This is a genomic window from Coleofasciculus sp. E2-BRE-01, from assembly GCF_040221695.1.
Classification (GTDB): Bacteria; Cyanobacteriota; Cyanobacteriia; order Cyanobacteriales; family Coleofasciculaceae; genus Coleofasciculus.
The window spans coordinates 12,296-31,648 of the sequence record NZ_JAVKEA010000187.1 but is presented as its reverse complement, the minus strand read 5'-3'; the positions used below and the strand labels follow the sequence as shown (position 1 = coordinate 31,648).

The following is a 19,353-nucleotide window of genomic DNA, read 5'->3' as shown; positions in this document are numbered from 1 at the left end:
TCCCCAATCAAACTACAAAACTTGCCGATATCGCCGCGAACGATTGTTCCTGCTATATAAACGATACCATTGTTGAGAACTGCGAATCGCTATCCACAATAGAATCAGCGCAATTAATCCACCTTGTTGAGGCGCATCAAAGGCAAAGATAACTAACGCCACACATAAAACATCTTGGCTAAAAACCAGCCATAACGGTAAACCGCGTAAGCGAAAAAACCAGCCAACTTGTACCAATTGCAGGACAAAAGCCAATAACCCACTAACTATCCCAGCAATCCAAATAATTTCCACAGGGGCGTTAACAAACTGGGCGACAGCAATACCCATAATCGCGCCAACCCCAGGACTGAACAAGAGTTGGATAATTTGCAAGACTCGCTGTCCCACCAGCTTCTTTGAGGCAAATAATTCAAATAACGAGAAGGTGGTCAAAATACCGACTAAAACCGAAGGGTGAATGCGAGACAGCAGGGGAATTTCATTCCAGAGGTTATCGCTTTGCAATAAGCCAATCACCAATAAAGGCAAAGCAATCCTCATTCCTACTGCTGCTGCTACCGAAAGTACGGCTAGGAGTTCAATCATTGTTATCTGATGCCTGAAAGAGAAATCAATTGGTTATACCCCTGTCCTCAGTTTAACGTTTGTAGACAATCCCACATCCTTTGATGCCCTTTCTCCGATAGGATGAAAACTGACCTAAAAACGTAAGCCACCTATGCCAACGGCAGCCTTTTTTCAAGGAATTCTGGGCGCGTCTAGTTTAGCCTTGGGCGCGTCAGTGGGAGTCTTTTGGCAACCGAGTCGCCACTTATCCGCGACGATTATGGCATTTGGGAGTGGTACACTACTGTCTGCGATCGCGTTTGAAATCACGATTCCGGTCTATCGTCACAGTGGCTTTGTCCCCCTGTTAATTGGGTTTATGGCAGGAGGGATGTTATTTACCGGACTGACATCCTATATTGACCAACATGGCGGATTCTTACGTAAACCAGCCTCCAGTCGCCGCTACCTGGTTGAACATGGTGCTGATCAGGTGACGGATGTCCTCAATCGCATCGCCCATATTGAGGTGATGCAAAACTTACCTCCCAAGGAACGGCAGAGAGTTGCCCTGTTTCTGAATCCAATTCACGCCAACCCTGGAGACGTAATTTGTGAAGACGGAACCCCTGGTGACTATTTCTATATGATTGTTGACGGTGAAGCCGAAGTCCGCAAGGGTAGAAAAGTTCTCGGTACGATGGGACCTGGAGAAGTCTTTGGTGAGATGGCACTCCTGACTGGAGAACCGCGATCTGCCACCGTGGTTGCTCGCACCCAAATGGAATTGTATCAGTTACACCAGGAACATTTCAACACCATGCTAACCTGGTCGCCCCATCTGGCTTGGTCACTGAGTCGCGCCTTAGCCCGACGACTGCAAGTCGCGACGGAATCACGCATGGTTGTGGAACATCGTTTAGATCGGTGGCGACAGCAAGTTATGAATCAAGTTGACCTGGATCTGTTACTCCGGGACGATCAAGTTACCCTAGAAAATTTGGTGAAACAGTCTACACCATTTGCCATTCTGGTGGGTACATTAATTGATAATATCCCAGAAGCGGCGGTGATTGGCATGAATTCCGGCAATAGCGATTTGGGCTGGTCTTTTTTATTGGCGGTATTTATTTCTAATTTTCCAGAAGCCTTATCCAGCGCCACGGGAATGAAACAAGCGGGAACAAAAACGAGTCAGATTTTGGGATTATGGATAGGTGTGGTGATTCTCAGTGGTTTATGTGCCATTGGGGGTTATTTTTTACAAAATAATACATCTGAGGTCGTTGTCGCGATCGCACAGGCTATTTCTGGCGGCGCTATCTTAGCCATGGTTGCTAGTACAATGATGCCGGAAGCTTACGAACTGGGAGGCAGTTCTGTTGTTTTTTCGACAATTTTAGGATTTCTGCTTGGGTTTTTTATCTCATCCGGTCATTTATTATAAGTAGGTAGGGACAGTTAAAGTTAACGGTGGTGATCGTCATTCGTCATTCGTCATTTGTCATTTGTAAGGGTTTGAGGTTTACTTACATAACTTACTATAGATAGCTTTATTGACACCGACCTACTTAGAATACTGTTAGTCAATTGAGCGATCGCACGATTACCCCTGGTTACCCAGACATGCCAATACCTCGGCTGTTTGTGAGGGTGTCACCAAGGTATTGGCGCAAAGAATACCCGAACCCGCCACCGCCGGAACACCTATTCCTGGCATTGTACTATCCCCCACCCGATACAATCCCGGAATCGGCGTGTGACAACTGGGAAACATGGCTTTACCCGCCGCGATCGCAGGACCATAGGTGCCTTGATAGCGACGTAAATAATACGAATGAGTTAACGGCGTACCAATCAGTTCTAAGGTGATCCGTTCTCGAATATCCGGAATCACCCGTTCTAACGCCCGGAATAAGGATTGCGATCGCGCTTTTTTCTTCTCCTTATAGTTATCATCACGCTGCCAACCCTGGTAGGGTTCTAAGGTATAGGCATGAATTACATGATGACCCATAGGGGCAAGATTAGCATCCCATACCGAGGGAATAGAAATCATGCAGGTATTACCCGGTTCAGTAATATCCCGATTAGCATCGTGAACCACAACATGATGTCCCGTCAACTCCTCTAACCCCTCCGCCCGAATCCCTAAATGTAGGTGCATAAAACTCTCGACGGCTGGGGTTTCTAGGGACTGTTTCCGGTACGCTTTGGGTAAATCCTCTGGGCGCAATAACTGACTGTAGGTATCCCAAATTGTGGCATTAGAAATCACCACCGGGGCGTTTACCACCTCTCCCCGTTGCAATCGTACCCCAACGGCTTTCCCCCCTTGGACTAAAATTTGGTCAACATGGGCATTTAGGCGCAACTCACCCCCCCAGCGTTCTAACCCCCGCACCAACGCCTCCACAATCGCCCGACTTCCGCCTACAGGGTACTCCACACCCGCACGGGAACGTTCCCCTAACATAAAGGCTACCTCAGGCGCGATCGTTCCCTGTGCCTTTAATCCCGATAACAAAAAGCATTCCACATCAATCAGCCGCCGCACCCAGGGATCACCCACGGTTTCATCCATGATTTTGCCCACAGAATTCTGGACAAGTCCCAGATGAGGTAGTAATTTTAATAGCGAGGGTAAATAACGTCCCACTAAAACTGGAATCACTTGCCAATCTGATCGTAATGCGATCGTGGGAATCTCTCGCAACCCCTCATAGAGAGAAAGTAGGCGTTTTTCAAATTGTGCTAATTCTTTCGCCCCTTGAGGCGTAATCTCGGCTACAGCTTCTCGATACCGTTGGGCGTCACTGTACACGGGTAACGTCGCTTCGGGAAAATGGTAATGTCCTAGGGGGTCATAGGGAACCGTTTCTAACGACTCGCCCAGGACATCCAAAACTTGCCGTAGGGGGTTAAGACTGGGGCGTTGGTGACTCAAGCCACAGTAAAATGAAGGACCCGAATCAAACTCAAACCCCTGTCTGTGGAAACTATGCGCCGCACCGCCGGGAATAGCATGGCTTTCACAAACTAGCACCCGCTTGCCATAACGGGCGAGTAAAGCACCCGCCGTCAATCCGCCAATCCCGCTACCGATAACAATTACATCCAGACTCATGAGTTTAGGCGATTACACAACCGTGAGGGCGTTCTCTAACACAGGATACAGGTGCTGCTGTAGTTTAGCCTCATTTCCAGGATAGGCTGGAAGCGCTTCAATTTCTCCTCCAGAATATGACTTGTAGGAACCAGGGTAAAGAATCGCCGCATATTGCACAACTTGATTACCCGTTCTATCGTGGATGGCGTCATGATAGGTATGCATTTTTTGGATATCTGCTGCTTTCGGTTTTCCTTGATTGCCTAAATTGTCCTGTGTTTCACTATCGAGTTTATACTTAGGGTCAAAAAGGTAAACCTGTTGAGAACCATCAAGTTGCTCGATTTCTACTGCTATATCAGGACGAAGTTTAACACTGGCGCTGCGTAGTTCACCATCTTGTCCATAGGTTCGTTCTGGAATTAACTTGACTCTGGTTTGATATTGAGGGTGAATTAAAACTAATGCTGGCTGATTATTAGGTAGAACTCGGACATAAATGCCGCTTTTATCCCGACCCACCAAGCACTGTTTTTCTACCTGATATCCTTTTTGGTGAGCGACTTCCAGCAGTGTTTCTATTACCCAAAGCGTCCCCCAAATCTGATAGAGATGAGGAAGATTCTCCAAAGGGGCATCTAGATCTGATTCTTCCAACCGCACTGTCAGACTTCTGATAAATTCTAGATACCCTTCCAAAGTAGCATGGTAAAGTGGGCGCTTTAAGAGAACCATCGTGATTTGATTGGGTTGCCGTTTAAGCTGACTTACCTGGTCGAGAAAAGCAGCTTGCTGTCGAGCCTTTTTCAGTTGTGCAAACAGAGAATTTAATTCATCCAGAGGCTTACCTCTTGGGTCAGCGTCAAAGACATATCGAACTCGTCGCAGTCTTTGATTGACTAGCTCAAAAAACAACTTAACTACCTGATTTTCATAAACATCAATAGTATGTTCCACTCGTGTATCAGGTACGCGAATGGGTCGCCCATTAGCATCTAGGTTATGTCCTCGACTAAAAGCCTGAACTAGCCCACTAAGAGAAGGTCGGCGAACTTGCTCTTGCCTAACCCAAACCTGATTAGTGTTGAGAATTTGGTAAGGGTTATCAGCAATTTGACGCAGAATATTAGTAAGCCCGGGTCGGTTTTCTGTGCCATTAATAGCTCGACGCAGACGAACCATTTCCTGTGCTAAAGTCGTCTCACCTAGTTGTGGCAATTTGAGACTAGCTAAAGCCCCAATACGCTGTAATCCTATTGCTACTGAGGTGGGGAGACTAGCATCCAAATCCTCTAGCATCTGAGCAAAAGCTGTGCGGCTAATCTTTTGAGACCAAACCGTGATAATTTGCTCTTCAACCTGCCCCTGATACTCAAGTCGCAGTTGATAGTAACCGGGGTTTGAGCGATGCCAATCAGCCAGAATTCGAGCCTTGTTAGCCAAACGTTTTAGGGAGATTGAGAGTTCTTCACCCTGCCGCCAAAGCCGCACCTCTTCCCATTTATTTTTAGGGACTTGAATTTCTATAAAACCGGGCTGCCACTCTAACGGAGCCTGCAATGCTTCACCTTTAGGGTTAAGAAATCTAAGCTTAGAAGTAGGAGGTAAATCCATGTTGATTGAATGTTTCCAGCATCTTAGTCGCTTTTTTATGGCTTAAGGTAAAACCCTTATCATTAGCAATATCTACAAACGCTTGGAGAGCTACTCCCACTCGATCATCTGTACCTTTAACTTTTGGGAGAATCTTCTGCAAAAGTTGTTCATCTAAAGCATTTTGCCAAGATACATTCAACGCTTCAGCCTCTTCTACATAAGTCTTGATTTCATCTATAACCCGGAAAGCAAAGGGAGCAACAGTGTGTACTTCATCCCAAATTTTCATCAGGATTTCACGATAGGGAACATCACCCAAATGCTCGTATAAAGCCTGACGAGGGGCTTCAAGCTCAATGAGTTGCGCTCGATCATAAACCTTGTCAGCAAAGCTATGAGTTGTTTCATCTACATTGACTGTACCAATGAAGTAGAGATTTGGGGTAAGTAAGACTTGTTTATCTGGCGCAAGCTGAATTTGAGCTACTCCTTCGCGCATCCGCACTTCCATTACAGATAGGAATTTCGCGAAATAATACTCTACCCGTGCTAAGTTCATCTCGTCTAAGACTAGATGATAGGGTTTAGGAGTACGTTTTTCAACTTGGGCTTGCTGATACTCCTCTTCCGCCTTCTCTAGAAATGTGCTAAAGTCAGTGTCGTGGTATTTGTTGTCAATTGGACTGAGATAACCTAGCAAATCTTCATTAGTCATCCAATTAGGAGCGACTGGAACCAAAAGATATTCAGCCTCTACTGCATCAGTATAAGCTTTGGTCAGCCAAGTCTTACCCGTGCCGCTAATTCCAGAGAGAATTACAAATTTCCGGCTTTTAAGAGCTAAGTGATAGCGGCGCAGAGTACTATCGGAGATACGTAAACCTCTAGAGTGAATCTTCTGGCAAATCTCCGTAAATGAAGGTTCAGAGTAGTCTAGCTGAATTGCTTTAAGAATACTCTGCGCTTCTTCGGATTTATCCATGTCTTTTTCCTGCTCAAAGAGTTCTACAGCTCTGCATAAATCCTCAATTGCTCTCTCGTGATTCTCCAGTGCTAAGTAGGTAAGCCCTCTCTGGTAATGAGCTAAAGCAAAGTTAGGATTAATATTCAGAGCTTGATTGTAATCCTGAATAGCTGTATCATAATCTTTGAGCTTATGGTAGGCATTGCCTCGGTTATAGTAAGCTTCAGAATTTTTAGGCTGAATGAGTAGTAATTGGTTATAGTCTGATATAGCACCATCAAGGTCTCCCAGTTCAGCTTTAGCTTGTCCTCGGTAACTATAAGCATCAGCTAAATTGGGAGCTTCTTCTAAAGCCTTATCAAGTTATTCAATTGAACTTTGGTAATTATCTTCTCTATAGTTGCTAATTCCTCGTCCTAAATATATTTCTGTCAAAATATTTTCTTTGGCATTTAAGTAGTGTCTTATCTCGTCAATAGGCTCATCAAAGGTTGCCATTAAAAATAGAATAAAAAGAGATTCAAAAGTCTGCTTAATCTGAGTCGTTAATTGTTCACTAGAATAACGTAAAACTTGATTGGGCAGGAGAAAAAAACTGGCTTCAATATTCTTAGTGCTACTATTCTTTCGAGCCAGAAGCTTTAACCACTCCCCCAAACGATTAATGGGATCAAGACTTTTACTATTATTTGACAAGTTTAGTATACATTTATCAGGTAGGCAAGTATTCTGAAGAATGATTTCTTTGTTAAAATTATTCTTTACATTTTCAATGAAGCGTTGCTTGCTATGGGTTTTATCAGGAATAAACAATCCAAACTTTAGCTCAAAATATGAATCAATACATATCAACAATATAGCAGAATTATTTTTCAAATCAAGCCTTGTTTTTTTATGATAAAAAAGACCTAAAAAAATTTTATTAGAAGAATTTTGAGATACCTTAACTTTCAGTTCTAGGCGCTTAATAATCTCATTTGGTAGTTGAGCCGCCACTTGACGGCAAAGCTTCTGAAGTGGCTGTTCGACATACTTTTTGAATTCTGCTTCATGCGCTATATAGAAATCTTTATCCAGTTGTGCAAGAAGGTTAAAGGTTTCTTCTGAAAAGGGGCATTCCGGGTTTACAGTAACATCTGCCATTTTTCCTTATAATACTAAAGTTATTACTGCGACTGATGGCAGCAAGCCTAACTAATGACTCGCTGGTGTTAAAGCGCGATCGCACTCTTCAATCCCACCCTAAACTTCATCTCGCTCTTTACATAGCATAGCTGATACCCGCAAGGAGACTCAGCCGCCAAAAGCGCGATCGCACTCCTCAATCCCATCCCTAAGCTTCATCTAGCTCTTTTGGTAGCGTAACCGATAGCAGTCGTCGATGTCAGACCCTATACAGGTTATGCTGTGGTTTAGGATTGGCGCGATCGCACGATTACGCCGGGAGCATGTCAGAACACAAAATGTTCTTGTCGGTTGGGTAGAGCGTAAGCGTTACCTAACACCCTATCTGGGTTTCTGACGCCTGACATCTGTACCGATGCGTTCGATTGCGTCGGTTCCTGTTGCAATTCCCAAACCTTGGGTACATTAAATATTCATAAAACCCAGATTCTGTAGCTATTTTAAATGAGTCGTGAAACCCAAGAGATGTTAGTCCATTTTAATGGACTTGAGTTCTTAGCCCGGAGTTTGAACTCCGGGCAGATGCTATCGCCTTCTCTCCTGTAACTTGCGATAAACATCCCGCACATCAATCTGGTGATGCGCTAAGGCGACTAGGGTGTGATAAAACAAATCCGCCGCTTCCGACGCGATCGCATCTTTCTCATCATCCTTGCACGCCATTACCACCTCGGCGGCTTCTTCACCAATCTTTTTAAGAATCTTATTATCCCCACCATTAAATAGCTTACAGGTATAGGATTCAGGGGTAGGATTATCTCGGCGATCGCAAATCACCTCAAACACCTGAGACAATGTATCAGCAGGCGGTGCAGCCTTTATCCCATCCACCTGATGAAAACAACTACGTTCCCCCGTATGACAGGCAATATCCCCCACCTGTTCCACACCAATCAGCAGCGTATCACTATCACAGTCATAACGGAGCGATCGCACATGCTGCAAATGACCCGATGTTGCGCCTTTGTGCCATAATTCCTGACGCGATCGACTCCAGAACCAAGTTTCCCCAGTTTCCAGGGTTTTCTGCAATGATTCCCGATTCATCCACGCCATCATCAATACCGTACCATCCAGATAATCCTGGACAATGGCGGGGACAAGCCCCTGATCGTTATAACGGATTTTCTCAACCGGAATCGCGGGGCTGGGAGTAGAGGATACAGTCGATGACATAGTGCAGTAACGAAAGCGAACGATAATAACTAACTTACCAGTGTTCGCCAAGAACCTGGATTTTCATGAAGCCTTTTAGTAGCAATGACACCATTGATATCCCGTAGTAGGCTGGCAAGCTTCAAGTTGTGGGTAAAATTTTTCTGGATCGCTACTCTCATAAGGGTTTGAGAAAATACTTGACCACTGTTTTAACCTTGCCACGCTAGTAGGGTGGGCATTGCCACCATAAAGCCTCACATTTCCTTGAAGATGAATAACTTTCTCTACGGCTCCAAGTGTTGATAGCTAAGGGTTTCGGCTTTGTGCAGCAAGCCCCAATTTAAATGCATGACAGCTTATCTTGCCCTACACATTGTCTGGATCAATACCTAATTCTCGCAACCGTTGCGCCAATTGTTGGGCGCGTTCTTCAGCCGCAAGTGCCTGTTGTTGGGCTAATTGTGCGCGTTGGGCTTCGTGCTGGGCGCGTTCTTCAGCTAATCGAGCAAGTTGGGCTTCCTGCTGGGCGCGTTCTTGGGCTAATCGAGCGAGTTCAGCTTCCTGCTGGGCGCGTTCTTCGGCGGCGATTGCCCGTTGTTCAGCCAATACAGCCTGCTCATTATCCGTGGGAATCAACTCTCCTGAAGGGGTCATCCATCGCAACCAGCATCCGTTAATCTCACGAAACCGTCCTGACCATAATCCCAAGCTTAACCCTAATTCGGGTATGACCAACCGATTATCGGTTAAATTCACCCGTTGATAATTCCCCTCAATTAAATGGAAAATTTGCAGTTCATGAGTATAGCGGCTAAAAATCACATAGTACGGCACCCGCAAAATCTGTTCATACACCTGCCATTTCGTCGGTGGACTTCCGGCTTGGGATATTGTCCGTCCAAAATCCTCATCTTCCGTCCCTGGAGATAATAACTCCACCACGACAAAAGGACTAATTTGCTCTTGCCAAATCACATAACTTAAGCGCAACTCTCGCTGTTCATACAAGCGCGGAATTCCGACAACGCCAAACCAATCGGGACGCTTGTACCAATGGGTATGATTCACATCGTAATAAAGATTCAAATCGCAAGCAGAAAACACCTGCTCCCAATTCCAATTAGTTGGTTGAAAGGTTAAAAGGAGTAAAAGCGGTTGAAAAAAGTGAAACTCATCGGGCAATCCTGGGTCCTCCGGATTATCACTGGGTAAATCATACATAGTCGGCAAAGTTTGCCGGGGAGAATCTGGGGGATTGGCTTGGGTGGGCAGACGAATCATGATCAGAGGTGTTGATTACTGTGAAATCTATTCCATCATTTTAGCGGCGTTACAGCGTTTTCAGACTCGATGTGATACACCGTTTTAGAAGATGCTGTATCCGAGCCGTATTGGGACTTACGCTGGCTCTACTGTTAAACCTCCATCTGTAGGGGGAAAGTTTAGGTTAAGCTAGTATCATAGTCAACAGAAAACAGAGATTCACTGATCATAATGATTGCTCAAACAATGGTGCAACCCTCATCCTGGGTTGAAACTGGCATTAAGATTCAGCGAGTACGCAATTTATATCTGTTCAAATTCACAGATGCCCTTCAAGTTCGTTTGGATGAGCTTTCTGAACGCCAAAAAGAGGTAAGTCTTAATCAAGATGAACAAGCTGAACTCAGTGGGCTTTTGGAATTAGATCGTATCTTTACCCTGTTGAATGCCCGTATTATCGCTGAATCATGACGTTGAATGATAATGTTAGGCGACAGGTACGGGAAAGGGCAAACTATTTGTGTGAATATTGCCACTCATCAGAAGAAGCCAGTGCTGCTAATTTTGCGATTGACCATATTATGCCTCGTTCATTGGGAGGGGCTGATGATTTAGAAAATCTAGCGTTAGCTTGTCAGCGTTGTAATGGATATCGCTACAATTTCGTCACAGGGATTGATCCAATTACTCAAGAAGAAATTCAATTGTTTAATCCACGAATACAGGTATGGGCAGATCATTTCATTTGGTCAGCGGATGGTTTGAAAATCATTGGCAAAACCTCCGTGGGTCGAGCCACCTGTGAACGGTTGGATTTGAATGATGATTATCATAATGATGGTTCCATTGTGAAAGCTCGTCGCCTTTGGGTTCGTGGGGGATGGCATCCTCCTGATGGTGATTCACAGGAGTGAAATGACTCTCTCAGGCTGGGTATTTTCTAAGAAACCGTCACTTTGCTATCAACTTTGGCAACAACACTGACAGCTTGTTTTTAACCCAACAAATGACAAATGACCAATGACAAATGACCAATGACCAATAACTTACCACGTTGGATCACTATAGAGATTAATCGTAAGCTGTTCCTGACCCGGTGGTACAGCCGAGATACAGGCACAAATCGTTTCTGTGTCGTTAATCTCAACCTCGCAAGCATGACAGGAACCCATCAGGCATCCGGTGGGAATGAAAACGCCAGCGCGTTGAGCCACTTGCAGTAGAGGTTCTCCTACTTCTGCATTAATGGTGACATCATCGGGTAAAAATCGAATGGTAACACTCATGAACAGGTTTGCTATTAACTCACGTCAAGTTCGGTATAATAGTGCTTAAATCCAAATGAGCCTCTACGCTATCTGCTAAAGAATTCAACACTACTTCGCGCTGCTCTCGATAGTCCGGAATACCCGTTGGCAAAGACGGAAGTCCGCGTTGATGTCGCAGTTGATTCAACCACGCCCGTCGCCAGGGACCATTATCAAATAAACCATGGAGATAGGTTCCCCAAATGGACTGAGTGATATCGACTAACCCCAAACCAGGGTCATCAAACAGGGGTTGATAGGCAGATTTATTATCCGTGCTTTCTGAGTCAATCAGCCGAGAACGCCCTTGATGGATTTCGTAACCCGAAACAGGTAAACCGACTTGGGGATAGTTAGAGGTTACGAGACGCTGACGTGCTACTTTTCTGGCGGTAATAATTGTTTTAATCGGTAATAATCCTAATCCTTGATATTGTCCCGGTTCATCTTCAATGCCATCGGGATCAAGTAGGGTTTGACCTAGCATTTGAAAACCCCCACAAATCCCTAAAACGGTACCCCCCGCAGCGGCATAGTTTTTAATCTCTTCAAGCATACCTGTTTTGTGGAGTACGAGTAAGTCGCTAATCGTGGTTTTTGTCCCTGGCAAAATTAGGGCATCGGGGTATCCCAGGGATTGATTCGGTGCTAAATATTTAACGTTAACCGTTGATTCCGCTTCGAGGGCGTCAAAGTCAGTAAAATTAGAGATGCGGGGAAAACGAATTACCGCCACCGTTAATTCACTATCCCGTTTTCTCTTATTGTAGCGATCCAATAATGCCAAAGAGTCTTCAGCGGGAAAGAGCTCATTAATCCAGGGAATTACGCCAATGACAGGAATTCCGGTGCGTTCTTCGAGCCAAGTAATTCCCGATTCTAAGAGCGATCGCTGTCCTCTAAATTTATTAATCACCACGCCCTTAATTAAAGCTCGCTCATCCGGTTCTAAGAGTTCTAGAGTCCCAATAATATGAGCAAATGCGCCGCCGCGATCAATATCTACTACAAGTAACGTTGGTGCATTTAAATGCTTCGCTACCCGCATATTGGTTAAGTCGCGGTGTTTGAGATTAATTTCTGCTGGACTCCCTGCACCCTCACACACGACAAAATCAAACTCATGACTCAAACGCCGCAGCGACTCTTGAATCGCTTGCCAACCCCGATCAAAGTACTGTTCATAATAATCCGCCGCGCCGACTTTACCCGCCACTTGACCCATGAGAATGACTTGAGAGGTCATATCCCCCTGGGGTTTAAGTAAAATCGGGTTCATTTCGACACAGGGCGTCACATCAGCCGCCCAAGCTTGAACCGCTTGAGCATGTCCAATTTCGCCTCCATTGGGGGTGACATAAGCGTTGAGCGCCATATTTTGTCCCTTAAACGGAGCCACACGCCAACCGCGCCGGGAAAGAATACGGCACAAGGCGGTAGTAATAAAGGATTTTCCTGCGTGGGAGGTTGTTCCCACCACCATCAGCGATTTCATAAAGCGGGTTAAGAGTTATCGGGTAATCAGAACGAATAGAAGCAACCCTCAGACTATGAATTTAGATTGGTAATCGTAACCAACGGTTCCAGGCGTGAGCGATGCGATCCCATAGGGATGGCGGAGGTAATGACTCGCCTCGGCTTGCCCATTTTTTCACAAGTTGACGACCCAAGGGTGTGAGACGAAAACTGTCGGTAATACCTTGACCATCAACTTCTCGCCGCAAAACGCCAACTTGAATCAACCACAGTAAATCACGTTCGGCGGCTAACTCGGATAAGGGACTTTTAGTATAGCCTTGTTCTATTCCTTTTTGCGTCGCGATCGCGAGCAGGGAAACGCTGGTCAAACGCATCACCTTATACAAGGTTAACTGGAAGGGCAAACAGCGCAACGCAAGTTCTGCGCGTTTTATGGTGCGCTCTGGATAGTGAAACGACTGGGTTTTTTCAGAGGCAAGGGATGTCATAGCTGGATTAGCTGGTGGAAATGCTGGTGAATCCTAGGTTTAGGCTTCTTTTCATCTTAACCTCACCGGAGAGGGCAAATCGAGTCACTTGAGTGGATTTGAGTGGTGAATGGATGCCATGCGGATTGTCCCTACACGTCATCCAGACTTAATCAAAGTTCCGAAGGTAGTAGGATGAAGAATAGTTAAGTAGTCAACACAGGGAAAAAGACTTATGGCTTTAAGCGTTGGTGATAAAGCTCCGGCATTTACCGCTAAAGATGATGCAGGGAATACCGTTTCCCTGTCCGACTTGGCGGGGAAAACAGTAGTTCTCTATTTTTATCCCAAAGACGATACTCCAGGTTGCACCAAGGAAGCCCAAAGCTTCCGGGACAACTACGCTGAATATCAAGGCAAAGATATGGTTGTTCTCGGTGTGAGCATGGATGATGAGACATCCCATAAGCAATTTAAGGAGAAGTATGGCTTGCCTTTCCAATTGCTCGCTGATCCGGATGGCACGCTGACCAAAGCTTATGATGTTGAAGGCGGTGGTTACTCCAAGCGCGTCACTTATGTGATTAACGGTGAAGGTACGATCACTTATGTTGATGAGAAGGTGAAAACCGATTCCCATGCTAAGGATATCCTAGCCAGCATGAGCTAGCCGCCTTGTTCCCAGGCTTTGCCTGGGAATGGTTTCAGGACGGTTCTACTTCCCGTTATCTAATGCCTCCCCCAGCCGGAGTCGAGGGGTTATTGGGTTGATTTCTTAACCGTTCTCGTTGTAGCTGTCGGAACTCTTGCGTGGCATTGTCTAAGTTTTGATCCAGTTCGCTGTTAAACGCCTCAGAATCAACCCCTAAACGGGAGCGATGGATAAAATCAAAGACATTAAAGCCACTGTTACCCGTTGTTCCCGTAAGTGAATCTCGCTCATTTTGGCGATTATTTATATCTTCTAGGGGATTCACCCGCTCAGTTGATTGTGCGATCGCGGATTCAGGGATAATGGCTGATATGCTAACAACCACTCCTAACCCTAGGGAAGCGAACAGAGTTGAGGTGAGTGCCGGAGTCAATAGGGTGCTGATCTTCATCGTATTTCTCGTGAGACTCCACCCTCAGCGAAGCAGGGTGGAGAGGGATAGAGGTCAAACCGCGCCGCTCGATGCGGTGAGGTTTGAAGGGTCCAGTTGCAGGCACGACAATTAACCCCGTGCTTCGCTGCAACAACTGGACTTTTTTGACACTAAATTGTCCTAAACGTTTCCAGTTAATATCACTAACCGAAACCAGTTTATCGGTGTCTCCAGAACACCAACCGATGTAAGTTTTTCCAGCTTTTTCGGCTATAACTTTGTCACCTTTTCTAAACCCATGACGGGTGACTGTGCCGCCATACTTACGCCGTAGTCCACCTTTAGAGGGAATACATAGATGCAATTGTCTACGACTAACGGGTGGTCTACGGATTACCGCAAACGGCGCGGGGGTAACTTGAACATTACCTACCCAGCTACCATGTTTAGCATGATCGGAATGCCATTCCCGCCATTGGATGAACTCGAACGCGGCTAAGGTTACACCGTCAACGGCATGGGTTGCAGGCGTCTGATTAGCCTTGTTCTTTTTGTCTTTGGCTAATCCTAACCATTGCCTAAGTTGACTGGTTCCGTTACCATCCCTGTGCCATCCTTTATGGGTGATAATAGGGGCTAACTCAGATAACCAAGTTAGCATTTGTCTCTGACCTACCATGACTGGAGAAAAGCCAACGCCAGACCGAGCCGATTTACGTCCGCACGTCTTGTCTACATCCGCCATAACTAATTCATAATGGATGGCACTAATTGGGAATAGCTTGAACAACTCTTTGACTACCCGTAACTCAAGCTGTTTATTAGCTCGAATTGACGGCGGCAGTTTACCTTGTTTGCGATTATCAAACCGAGCTTGACGATGGCAACGTTCAGAATAAGGTAACTTCCGGTTAATTCGTCTACCCCGCCTTGCTCGACGCATCACTCGCCGTAATTCCATCCGTTCCTTGACTGTTTTGAACGGTAGAACTAAGTGTCCCATCCAAAGGGTAACTAAACTTGATTGAACCCCAATCCCGGAATATCGCTTGCCAGGGTCTATCCCCACGGCTACAGACTGAGTATTTTCTTTCGTTTCAAATGTTAGCTGAATAGCAAAACATTCTAAGTAGTTATACAATACTTTAGCTTTACCTTCTTTAAGCCAACGTCTAGCACGGCTAGGTTTTGTGGGCATTAATGGCTTACCTGATTTCGATAAAACTGGTACTCGCAACATGGTGATAAACCTCCGAGTAAGAGTGTGTAGTCCCTTCCCGCCATCTCAGTTAAGATGTCTTGACTTAACAACAACCCGACAAAAGGTTTTAGAGGTAATCCGGACTAGGGAAGTATCCGGATGTCTGTACCAAACTGAGACTCTACGCGGTATTCAACGGTTTAAAATGCAATTTGTCTTGCAATCCCCATGCTCCACGTCAGTAGCGTGGGGTTGTTGAAGGCAATTAACCTGTTTATTTAGAAATTATAATTAGATTTCCATCAGGATACGGTAGTTCTACCGATAAGGTCACGGCAGTGCCGTGCCCCTACTATAGCGCCTCTAATTATTTTTATCTGGGATTTTTCCCGATCGCTATCATTACCCATATCTTTCTTAACACGTTTCGAGAGCGATCGCTCTTTTAATTCCCCGGTAGGGGCGACCCGCTTGCACAAATTGACAACTGTGTCTATTTAATTTTATCGGATCGCCCTTTCTTTTGACAGGAAGTCTAGATACCTGAGTCGGGGCGGGTGTAGGGTGCGTTAGCGTTCGCGAAGCGTTCCCGCAGGGTAGCGTAACGCACCTTTGCAACCCAAAAGATAGTCGTGAAACCCGCCCCTACACTAATTGTGCCAATTTTTTCTGAGCAAACTCTCTAACTTTCTCATCGGGGTCATTTTCGGCTCTGTCGCGCAGCAAGGGTAGAGTTTTGGGATGGTTAGGATATTGTTTAATAATGATTTCAATTGCTAATTGCCGAGGATTGTTTTGCCATTCTTGCTCTCGCACAAAGGGATCATTGAGAGCGCGATCGCGTAATAATTCAAAGAGCCATGGCTCATATTGCCAGCCTTTGCCTAATTCTTGTACCGCTGCACTTCGCACAGCCGAATCGTTATCAGATTGCGCTTTTTGTTTTAGAATAGGTAGGGTATCTGGGTCATTTTTCCAGCTTTTTGCTAATTCTTTAACCGCTGCTTCTCGCATAAACCAATCGTCATCAGATTGGGCTTTTTGTTTTAGCAAAAGTAAAGTGTCTTGGTCATCTCTCCAGCCTTTGGCTAATTCTCGCACCGCTGTAATTCGCACAGCCCGATCGTCATCAGATTGGGCTTTTTGTTTCAGCAAAGGTAAGGTGTCTGGATCATCTTTCCAGCCTTGGGCTAATGCTTCCACCGCTGCACTTCGCACAAACCCATTATCATTAAATTGGGCTTTTTGTTTGAGCCAAGGTAAGGTATCTGGGTCATTTTTCCAGCCTTTGGCTAATGCTTCCACCGCTGCACTTCGCACAAGCCCATTATCATTAAATTGGACTTGTTGTTTCAACCAAGGTAATGTGTCTGGGTCATTTTTCCAGCCTTTGGCTAATTCTTGCACCGCTGCACGTCGCACATTAGAATCGTCATCAGATTCGGCTTTTTGTTTAAGCCAAGGTAAGGTTTCAGGGTCATTTTTCCAGCCTTGAGCTATTTCTTGCACCGCTACATATCGCACAGCCCAATGGTCATCAGATTGGGCTTTTTGTTTAAGCCAAGGTAAGGTGTCTGGGTCATCTTTCCAGCCTTGAGCTAATTCTCCCACCGCTGCACCTCGCAAAACCCAATCGTCATCAGATTGGGCTTTTTGTTTCAGCCAAGGTAAAGTGTCTGGAGAATCATGCCAGGTTGTCGCAATGGCAGCAACCGCTTGGCTGCGAATTTCCAGAACTAATTTGAAATCCTCTCCATAATGTTCGTAACAATAAGGTAAGTCATACTGAATTAACCCCTTAATCTGGTTCAGTAATTGAGTCGCCGTTGATGCAATAACCGAACGATTCCTCACCTCAGAAAGGCAATCCGCCGCTAGAAACACATTAATAAACTTTTCCGCTTCCCCCGACTGATTCCTCAAATAATCTATAATCTCCCCAGCTAACTTTGGTTCAATCATCCCCACAATCAGCCGTAACACTTCATGCCAAGACTCATCCTGCCAATGCTTACCAAAAACCTCGGTTTTCAAATCCTCCAGAGAAATCGTTCGTTCTTTCTCAAACTGCCAAACATATTCCCAAGCGCAGAAATATTCCAAAAATGTCCGATGCACAAAGGCATAATAATCTGCCCCCATGAAACATAAGATAAAATTCCGTTCCCGCAGTTGCTTTATCATCACCCTAGCTATCACCCTGGGATTGTTGATATCTAAGGTTTTCAGATAATCTGTCAAAATCTGCTCTAACTCATCCGCCGCAATCAGATTACCCGCCAACCCTTTCTCTGCTGCTTGCATCTGATAAGCTACCTGACGCAACATCGCCTGCTTATCTTTATAATCAATGGTTTGAATCTCTAACTGCTGATGTTCGACTAACGCCCGTTCCACATCCCATTGATGCAGCAATACTCGCGAGGCTTGATTATATAATTCCGGTCGATCTCTGGGCAATTCCTGATTGCGATTTAATATTGCCATCATTGTCAATAGCAGCGGATTTCCAGCCAGTTCGCGAATCGCTTTTGAGGTATCAATTGCCCGTTGCAACCGTTCCCGCTTCCTCTGTTTATCTACTTGATTGGTAAAGGTTAAATCATGCCAACGGGTAATAAATTCCTGAATCTGATCTGCCTCCAAATCTTGTAACATAAAATGATAAAACTGGGCATCTCGTAACCGCTGCGGTTTATAGCCAATCACACGAGACGTAACAATTACCCGCACATCAGGATAATCATTGGTGAAGCGATGAATATCGGTAATTACATCCTCCCGTTTCCCCGGATCAAATACCTCATCCAAGCCATCAAACATGACCAAAGCATTTCCGGCTTTTAACTGTTCCACCAGTTGATGCTGATTCAGATGACAGACAATCCCACTGCTATCATGGAAGAATTCCAGGAAATTCTTCCATTGTCCCGCGTCGCGATTTCGCATATAGGTGCGTAATTCAATCAGCAGGGGAATCGGATGAAAATTGGCGTCATTCGGTGTAGAATTTGCCCAATCTAATGCCAAATATTGCAACAAGGTAGACTTACCAGAACCCGGATCACCGAGAATCACCAGATAGGGATAGTTATCGTTATCGTTAATAATTTCCCCAATCGGACGAATTGACTGTTGAGAATAAACCTGTTTATATTCGGTTAACTCTTCCAGAGACACATCCGCGTCAAGTTGATTACTCTCTCGCAGTCGCCGTTGATGTTCTTTGGGGAGTTCATAGACTTGGGGTAATCCCTGATGAACTTGTCGCACATTTTGCGGGATGAAGAGTCGCCAGAGTTTCAGTTGGTTATAGGCGCAGCCTGTTGTGTCTAAACTGGATAGGTTTAAGTTGCTGTAGCGTTCCCGTAAGCCTTCTTGATATTTGGTTAGATTAAAATCGGGAGGAATTCCGGCATTTTCTCGCCCTTGTTGTTCAATAGATTCCAGAATCTCTAATTCTAACAGTTCCTTTAACTCTCGCGAATTGCGGACAATGCTTTTAACTTCTTTGAGATAGGGTTTGGTAATCTCCTCCCAGTTAAACCCAGTTGGCATATCAGGTGAATAGCGCTGCACCCAAATTGTCCTTAATTGATTGGCGTCGATGGCGCGACAATCTTTTTCAAAGGCTTTTCCTAACAGGGGTTTAACGTCATCGTCTTTGATAAACTGTTCAATTACTATTTGATAGTTGTCTCGAACTTCGGCTTCGGTTACATAGAAGAGTAATTCATATTCGATGAGTTTGAGGAATTGCTGTAAAGCCTCACCGAGGGCTTTCTTCAGGATATCGGGTTGGGCAGATTGTACCCCGGTTTTAATGCAGTCTTTGAAAAAATCTTTTACATAGTCTTCTAACGCTTCTTTCCCCAGTTTCAGGAGGATGTCTTTTAACAGTAAATCGTTGAGGATAGAAACGCCTAGCGCTGTCCAAAGTTCCACGATGGTGCTAATTCCTCTAGAAAACGTATGTTGACCATTTCAATT

The 19,353-nt window shown here is 45.2% G+C and carries 18 protein-coding genes and 1 pseudogene; 5 read left to right on the top strand and 14 right to left on the bottom strand.

All coding sequences use genetic code 11. From position 1 onward, the window contains the following. Positions 1-12: 12 nt before the first annotated feature. Complete coding sequence (locus RIG66_RS22915; protein ID WP_446381022.1) at positions 13-588, bottom strand: DUF4126 domain-containing protein; 576 nt, start codon at positions 586-588, stop codon at positions 13-15. Positions 589-721: 133 nt separating this feature from the next. Here RIG66_RS22915 and RIG66_RS22910 point away from each other — a divergent pair, with 133 nt between their 5' ends. Next, positions 722-1,996, top strand: coding sequence for a cyclic nucleotide-binding domain-containing protein (locus RIG66_RS22910; protein WP_446381021.1), 1,275 nt, complete (start codon positions 722-724; stop codon positions 1,994-1,996). 159 nt (positions 1,997-2,155) lie between these two features. Here RIG66_RS22910 and RIG66_RS22905 read toward each other — a convergent pair whose 3' ends face one another. From RIG66_RS22905 to RIG66_RS22885, 5 genes and pseudogenes are all read right to left on the bottom strand, one after another. Continuing rightward, the gene (locus tag RIG66_RS22905; RefSeq protein WP_446381020.1) at positions 2,156-3,676 is read right to left on the bottom strand and encodes a phytoene desaturase family protein; all 1,521 of its coding nucleotides are present in this window, start codon (positions 3,674-3,676) and stop codon (positions 2,156-2,158) included. Between the two features lie 12 nt (positions 3,677-3,688). Further along, positions 3,689-5,218, bottom strand: a complete 1,530-nt coding sequence (locus RIG66_RS22900) for a DUF2357 domain-containing protein (RefSeq protein ID WP_446381019.1) — start codon at positions 5,216-5,218, stop codon at positions 3,689-3,691. Positions 5,219-5,249: 31 nt separating this feature from the next. After that, positions 5,250-6,236 (bottom strand): McrB family protein, encoded by a 987-nt coding sequence (locus RIG66_RS22895; protein WP_446381018.1) that lies wholly within the window; start codon positions 6,234-6,236, stop codon positions 5,250-5,252. 24 nt (positions 6,237-6,260) lie between these two features. Then, positions 6,261-6,515, bottom strand: a pseudogene (locus RIG66_RS22890) (tetratricopeptide repeat protein); the annotation flags it as partial. 66 nt (positions 6,516-6,581) lie between these two features. Then, positions 6,582-7,361, bottom strand: coding sequence for a hypothetical protein (locus RIG66_RS22885; protein ID WP_446381017.1), 780 nt, complete (start codon positions 7,359-7,361; stop codon positions 6,582-6,584). Between the two features lie 238 nt (positions 7,362-7,599). Between RIG66_RS22885 and RIG66_RS22880 the strand changes: the two genes are divergently transcribed. Continuing rightward, positions 7,600-7,740, top strand: coding sequence for a hypothetical protein (locus RIG66_RS22880; RefSeq protein ID WP_446381016.1), 141 nt, complete (start codon positions 7,600-7,602; stop codon positions 7,738-7,740). Positions 7,741-7,928: 188 nt separating this feature from the next. Here the strand turns inward: RIG66_RS22880 and hisIE are convergent, their stop codons facing one another. After that, complete coding sequence (gene hisIE, locus RIG66_RS22875) at positions 7,929-8,579, bottom strand: bifunctional phosphoribosyl-AMP cyclohydrolase/phosphoribosyl-ATP diphosphatase HisIE (protein ID WP_446381015.1); 651 nt, start codon at positions 8,577-8,579, stop codon at positions 7,929-7,931. A 348-nt stretch (positions 8,580-8,927) separates the two neighbouring features. Continuing rightward, positions 8,928-9,842, bottom strand: coding sequence for a Uma2 family endonuclease (locus RIG66_RS22870; RefSeq protein WP_446381014.1), 915 nt, complete (start codon positions 9,840-9,842; stop codon positions 8,928-8,930). Positions 9,843-10,055: 213 nt separating this feature from the next. On the opposite strand from RIG66_RS22870, the gene RIG66_RS22865 reads away from it, so the two are divergent. Then, entirely contained in the window at positions 10,056-10,295 is a 240-nt protein-coding gene (locus RIG66_RS22865; protein WP_446370238.1) for a hypothetical protein, read from the top strand. Next, the gene (locus tag RIG66_RS22860; protein ID WP_446381013.1) at positions 10,292-10,738 is read left to right on the top strand and encodes an HNH endonuclease; all 447 of its coding nucleotides are present in this window, start codon (positions 10,292-10,294) and stop codon (positions 10,736-10,738) included. Before RIG66_RS22865 ends, RIG66_RS22860 begins: the two co-directional genes overlap by 4 nt. A 132-nt stretch (positions 10,739-10,870) precedes the next feature. On the opposite strand, the gene RIG66_RS22855 is transcribed toward RIG66_RS22860, so the two are convergent. The 3 genes from RIG66_RS22855 to RIG66_RS22845 all read right to left on the bottom strand — a co-directional run bounded on the left by RIG66_RS22855 (position 10,871) and on the right by RIG66_RS22845 (position 13,098). Then, positions 10,871-11,110, bottom strand: a complete 240-nt coding sequence (locus tag RIG66_RS22855; RefSeq protein ID WP_446381012.1) for a 2Fe-2S iron-sulfur cluster-binding protein — start codon at positions 11,108-11,110, stop codon at positions 10,871-10,873. Positions 11,111-11,129: 19 nt separating this feature from the next. Beyond that, a complete protein-coding gene (gene cobQ / locus RIG66_RS22850) occupies positions 11,130-12,626 on the bottom strand; it encodes a cobyric acid synthase CobQ (protein WP_446381011.1) in 1,497 nt (498 codons plus the stop codon). A 61-nt stretch (positions 12,627-12,687) separates the two neighbouring features. Next, on the bottom strand, positions 12,688-13,098 hold the full coding sequence (locus tag RIG66_RS22845; RefSeq protein ID WP_446381010.1) for an Npun_F0494 family protein: 411 nt from the start codon (positions 13,096-13,098) through the stop codon (positions 12,688-12,690). A 214-nt stretch (positions 13,099-13,312) separates the two neighbouring features. Between RIG66_RS22845 and RIG66_RS22840 the strand changes: the two genes are divergently transcribed. Continuing rightward, entirely contained in the window at positions 13,313-13,747 is a 435-nt protein-coding gene (locus RIG66_RS22840; protein WP_446366503.1) for a peroxiredoxin, read from the top strand. Between the two features lie 55 nt (positions 13,748-13,802). Here the strand turns inward: RIG66_RS22840 and RIG66_RS22835 are convergent, their stop codons facing one another. The 3 genes from RIG66_RS22835 to RIG66_RS22825 all read right to left on the bottom strand — a co-directional run bounded on the left by RIG66_RS22835 (position 13,803) and on the right by RIG66_RS22825 (position 19,308). Beyond that, positions 13,803-14,114, bottom strand: coding sequence for a hypothetical protein (locus tag RIG66_RS22835; protein ID WP_446381009.1), 312 nt, complete (start codon positions 14,112-14,114; stop codon positions 13,803-13,805). Further along, the gene (locus tag RIG66_RS22830) at positions 14,104-15,402 is read right to left on the bottom strand and encodes an RRXRR domain-containing protein (RefSeq protein WP_446381008.1); all 1,299 of its coding nucleotides are present in this window, start codon (positions 15,400-15,402) and stop codon (positions 14,104-14,106) included. Before RIG66_RS22830 ends, RIG66_RS22835 begins: the two co-directional genes overlap by 11 nt. 606 nt (positions 15,403-16,008) lie before the next feature. Continuing rightward, positions 16,009-19,308 (bottom strand): HEAT repeat domain-containing protein, encoded by a 3,300-nt coding sequence (locus RIG66_RS22825; RefSeq protein WP_446381007.1) that lies wholly within the window; start codon positions 19,306-19,308, stop codon positions 16,009-16,011. Positions 19,309-19,353: the final 45 nt, after the last annotated feature.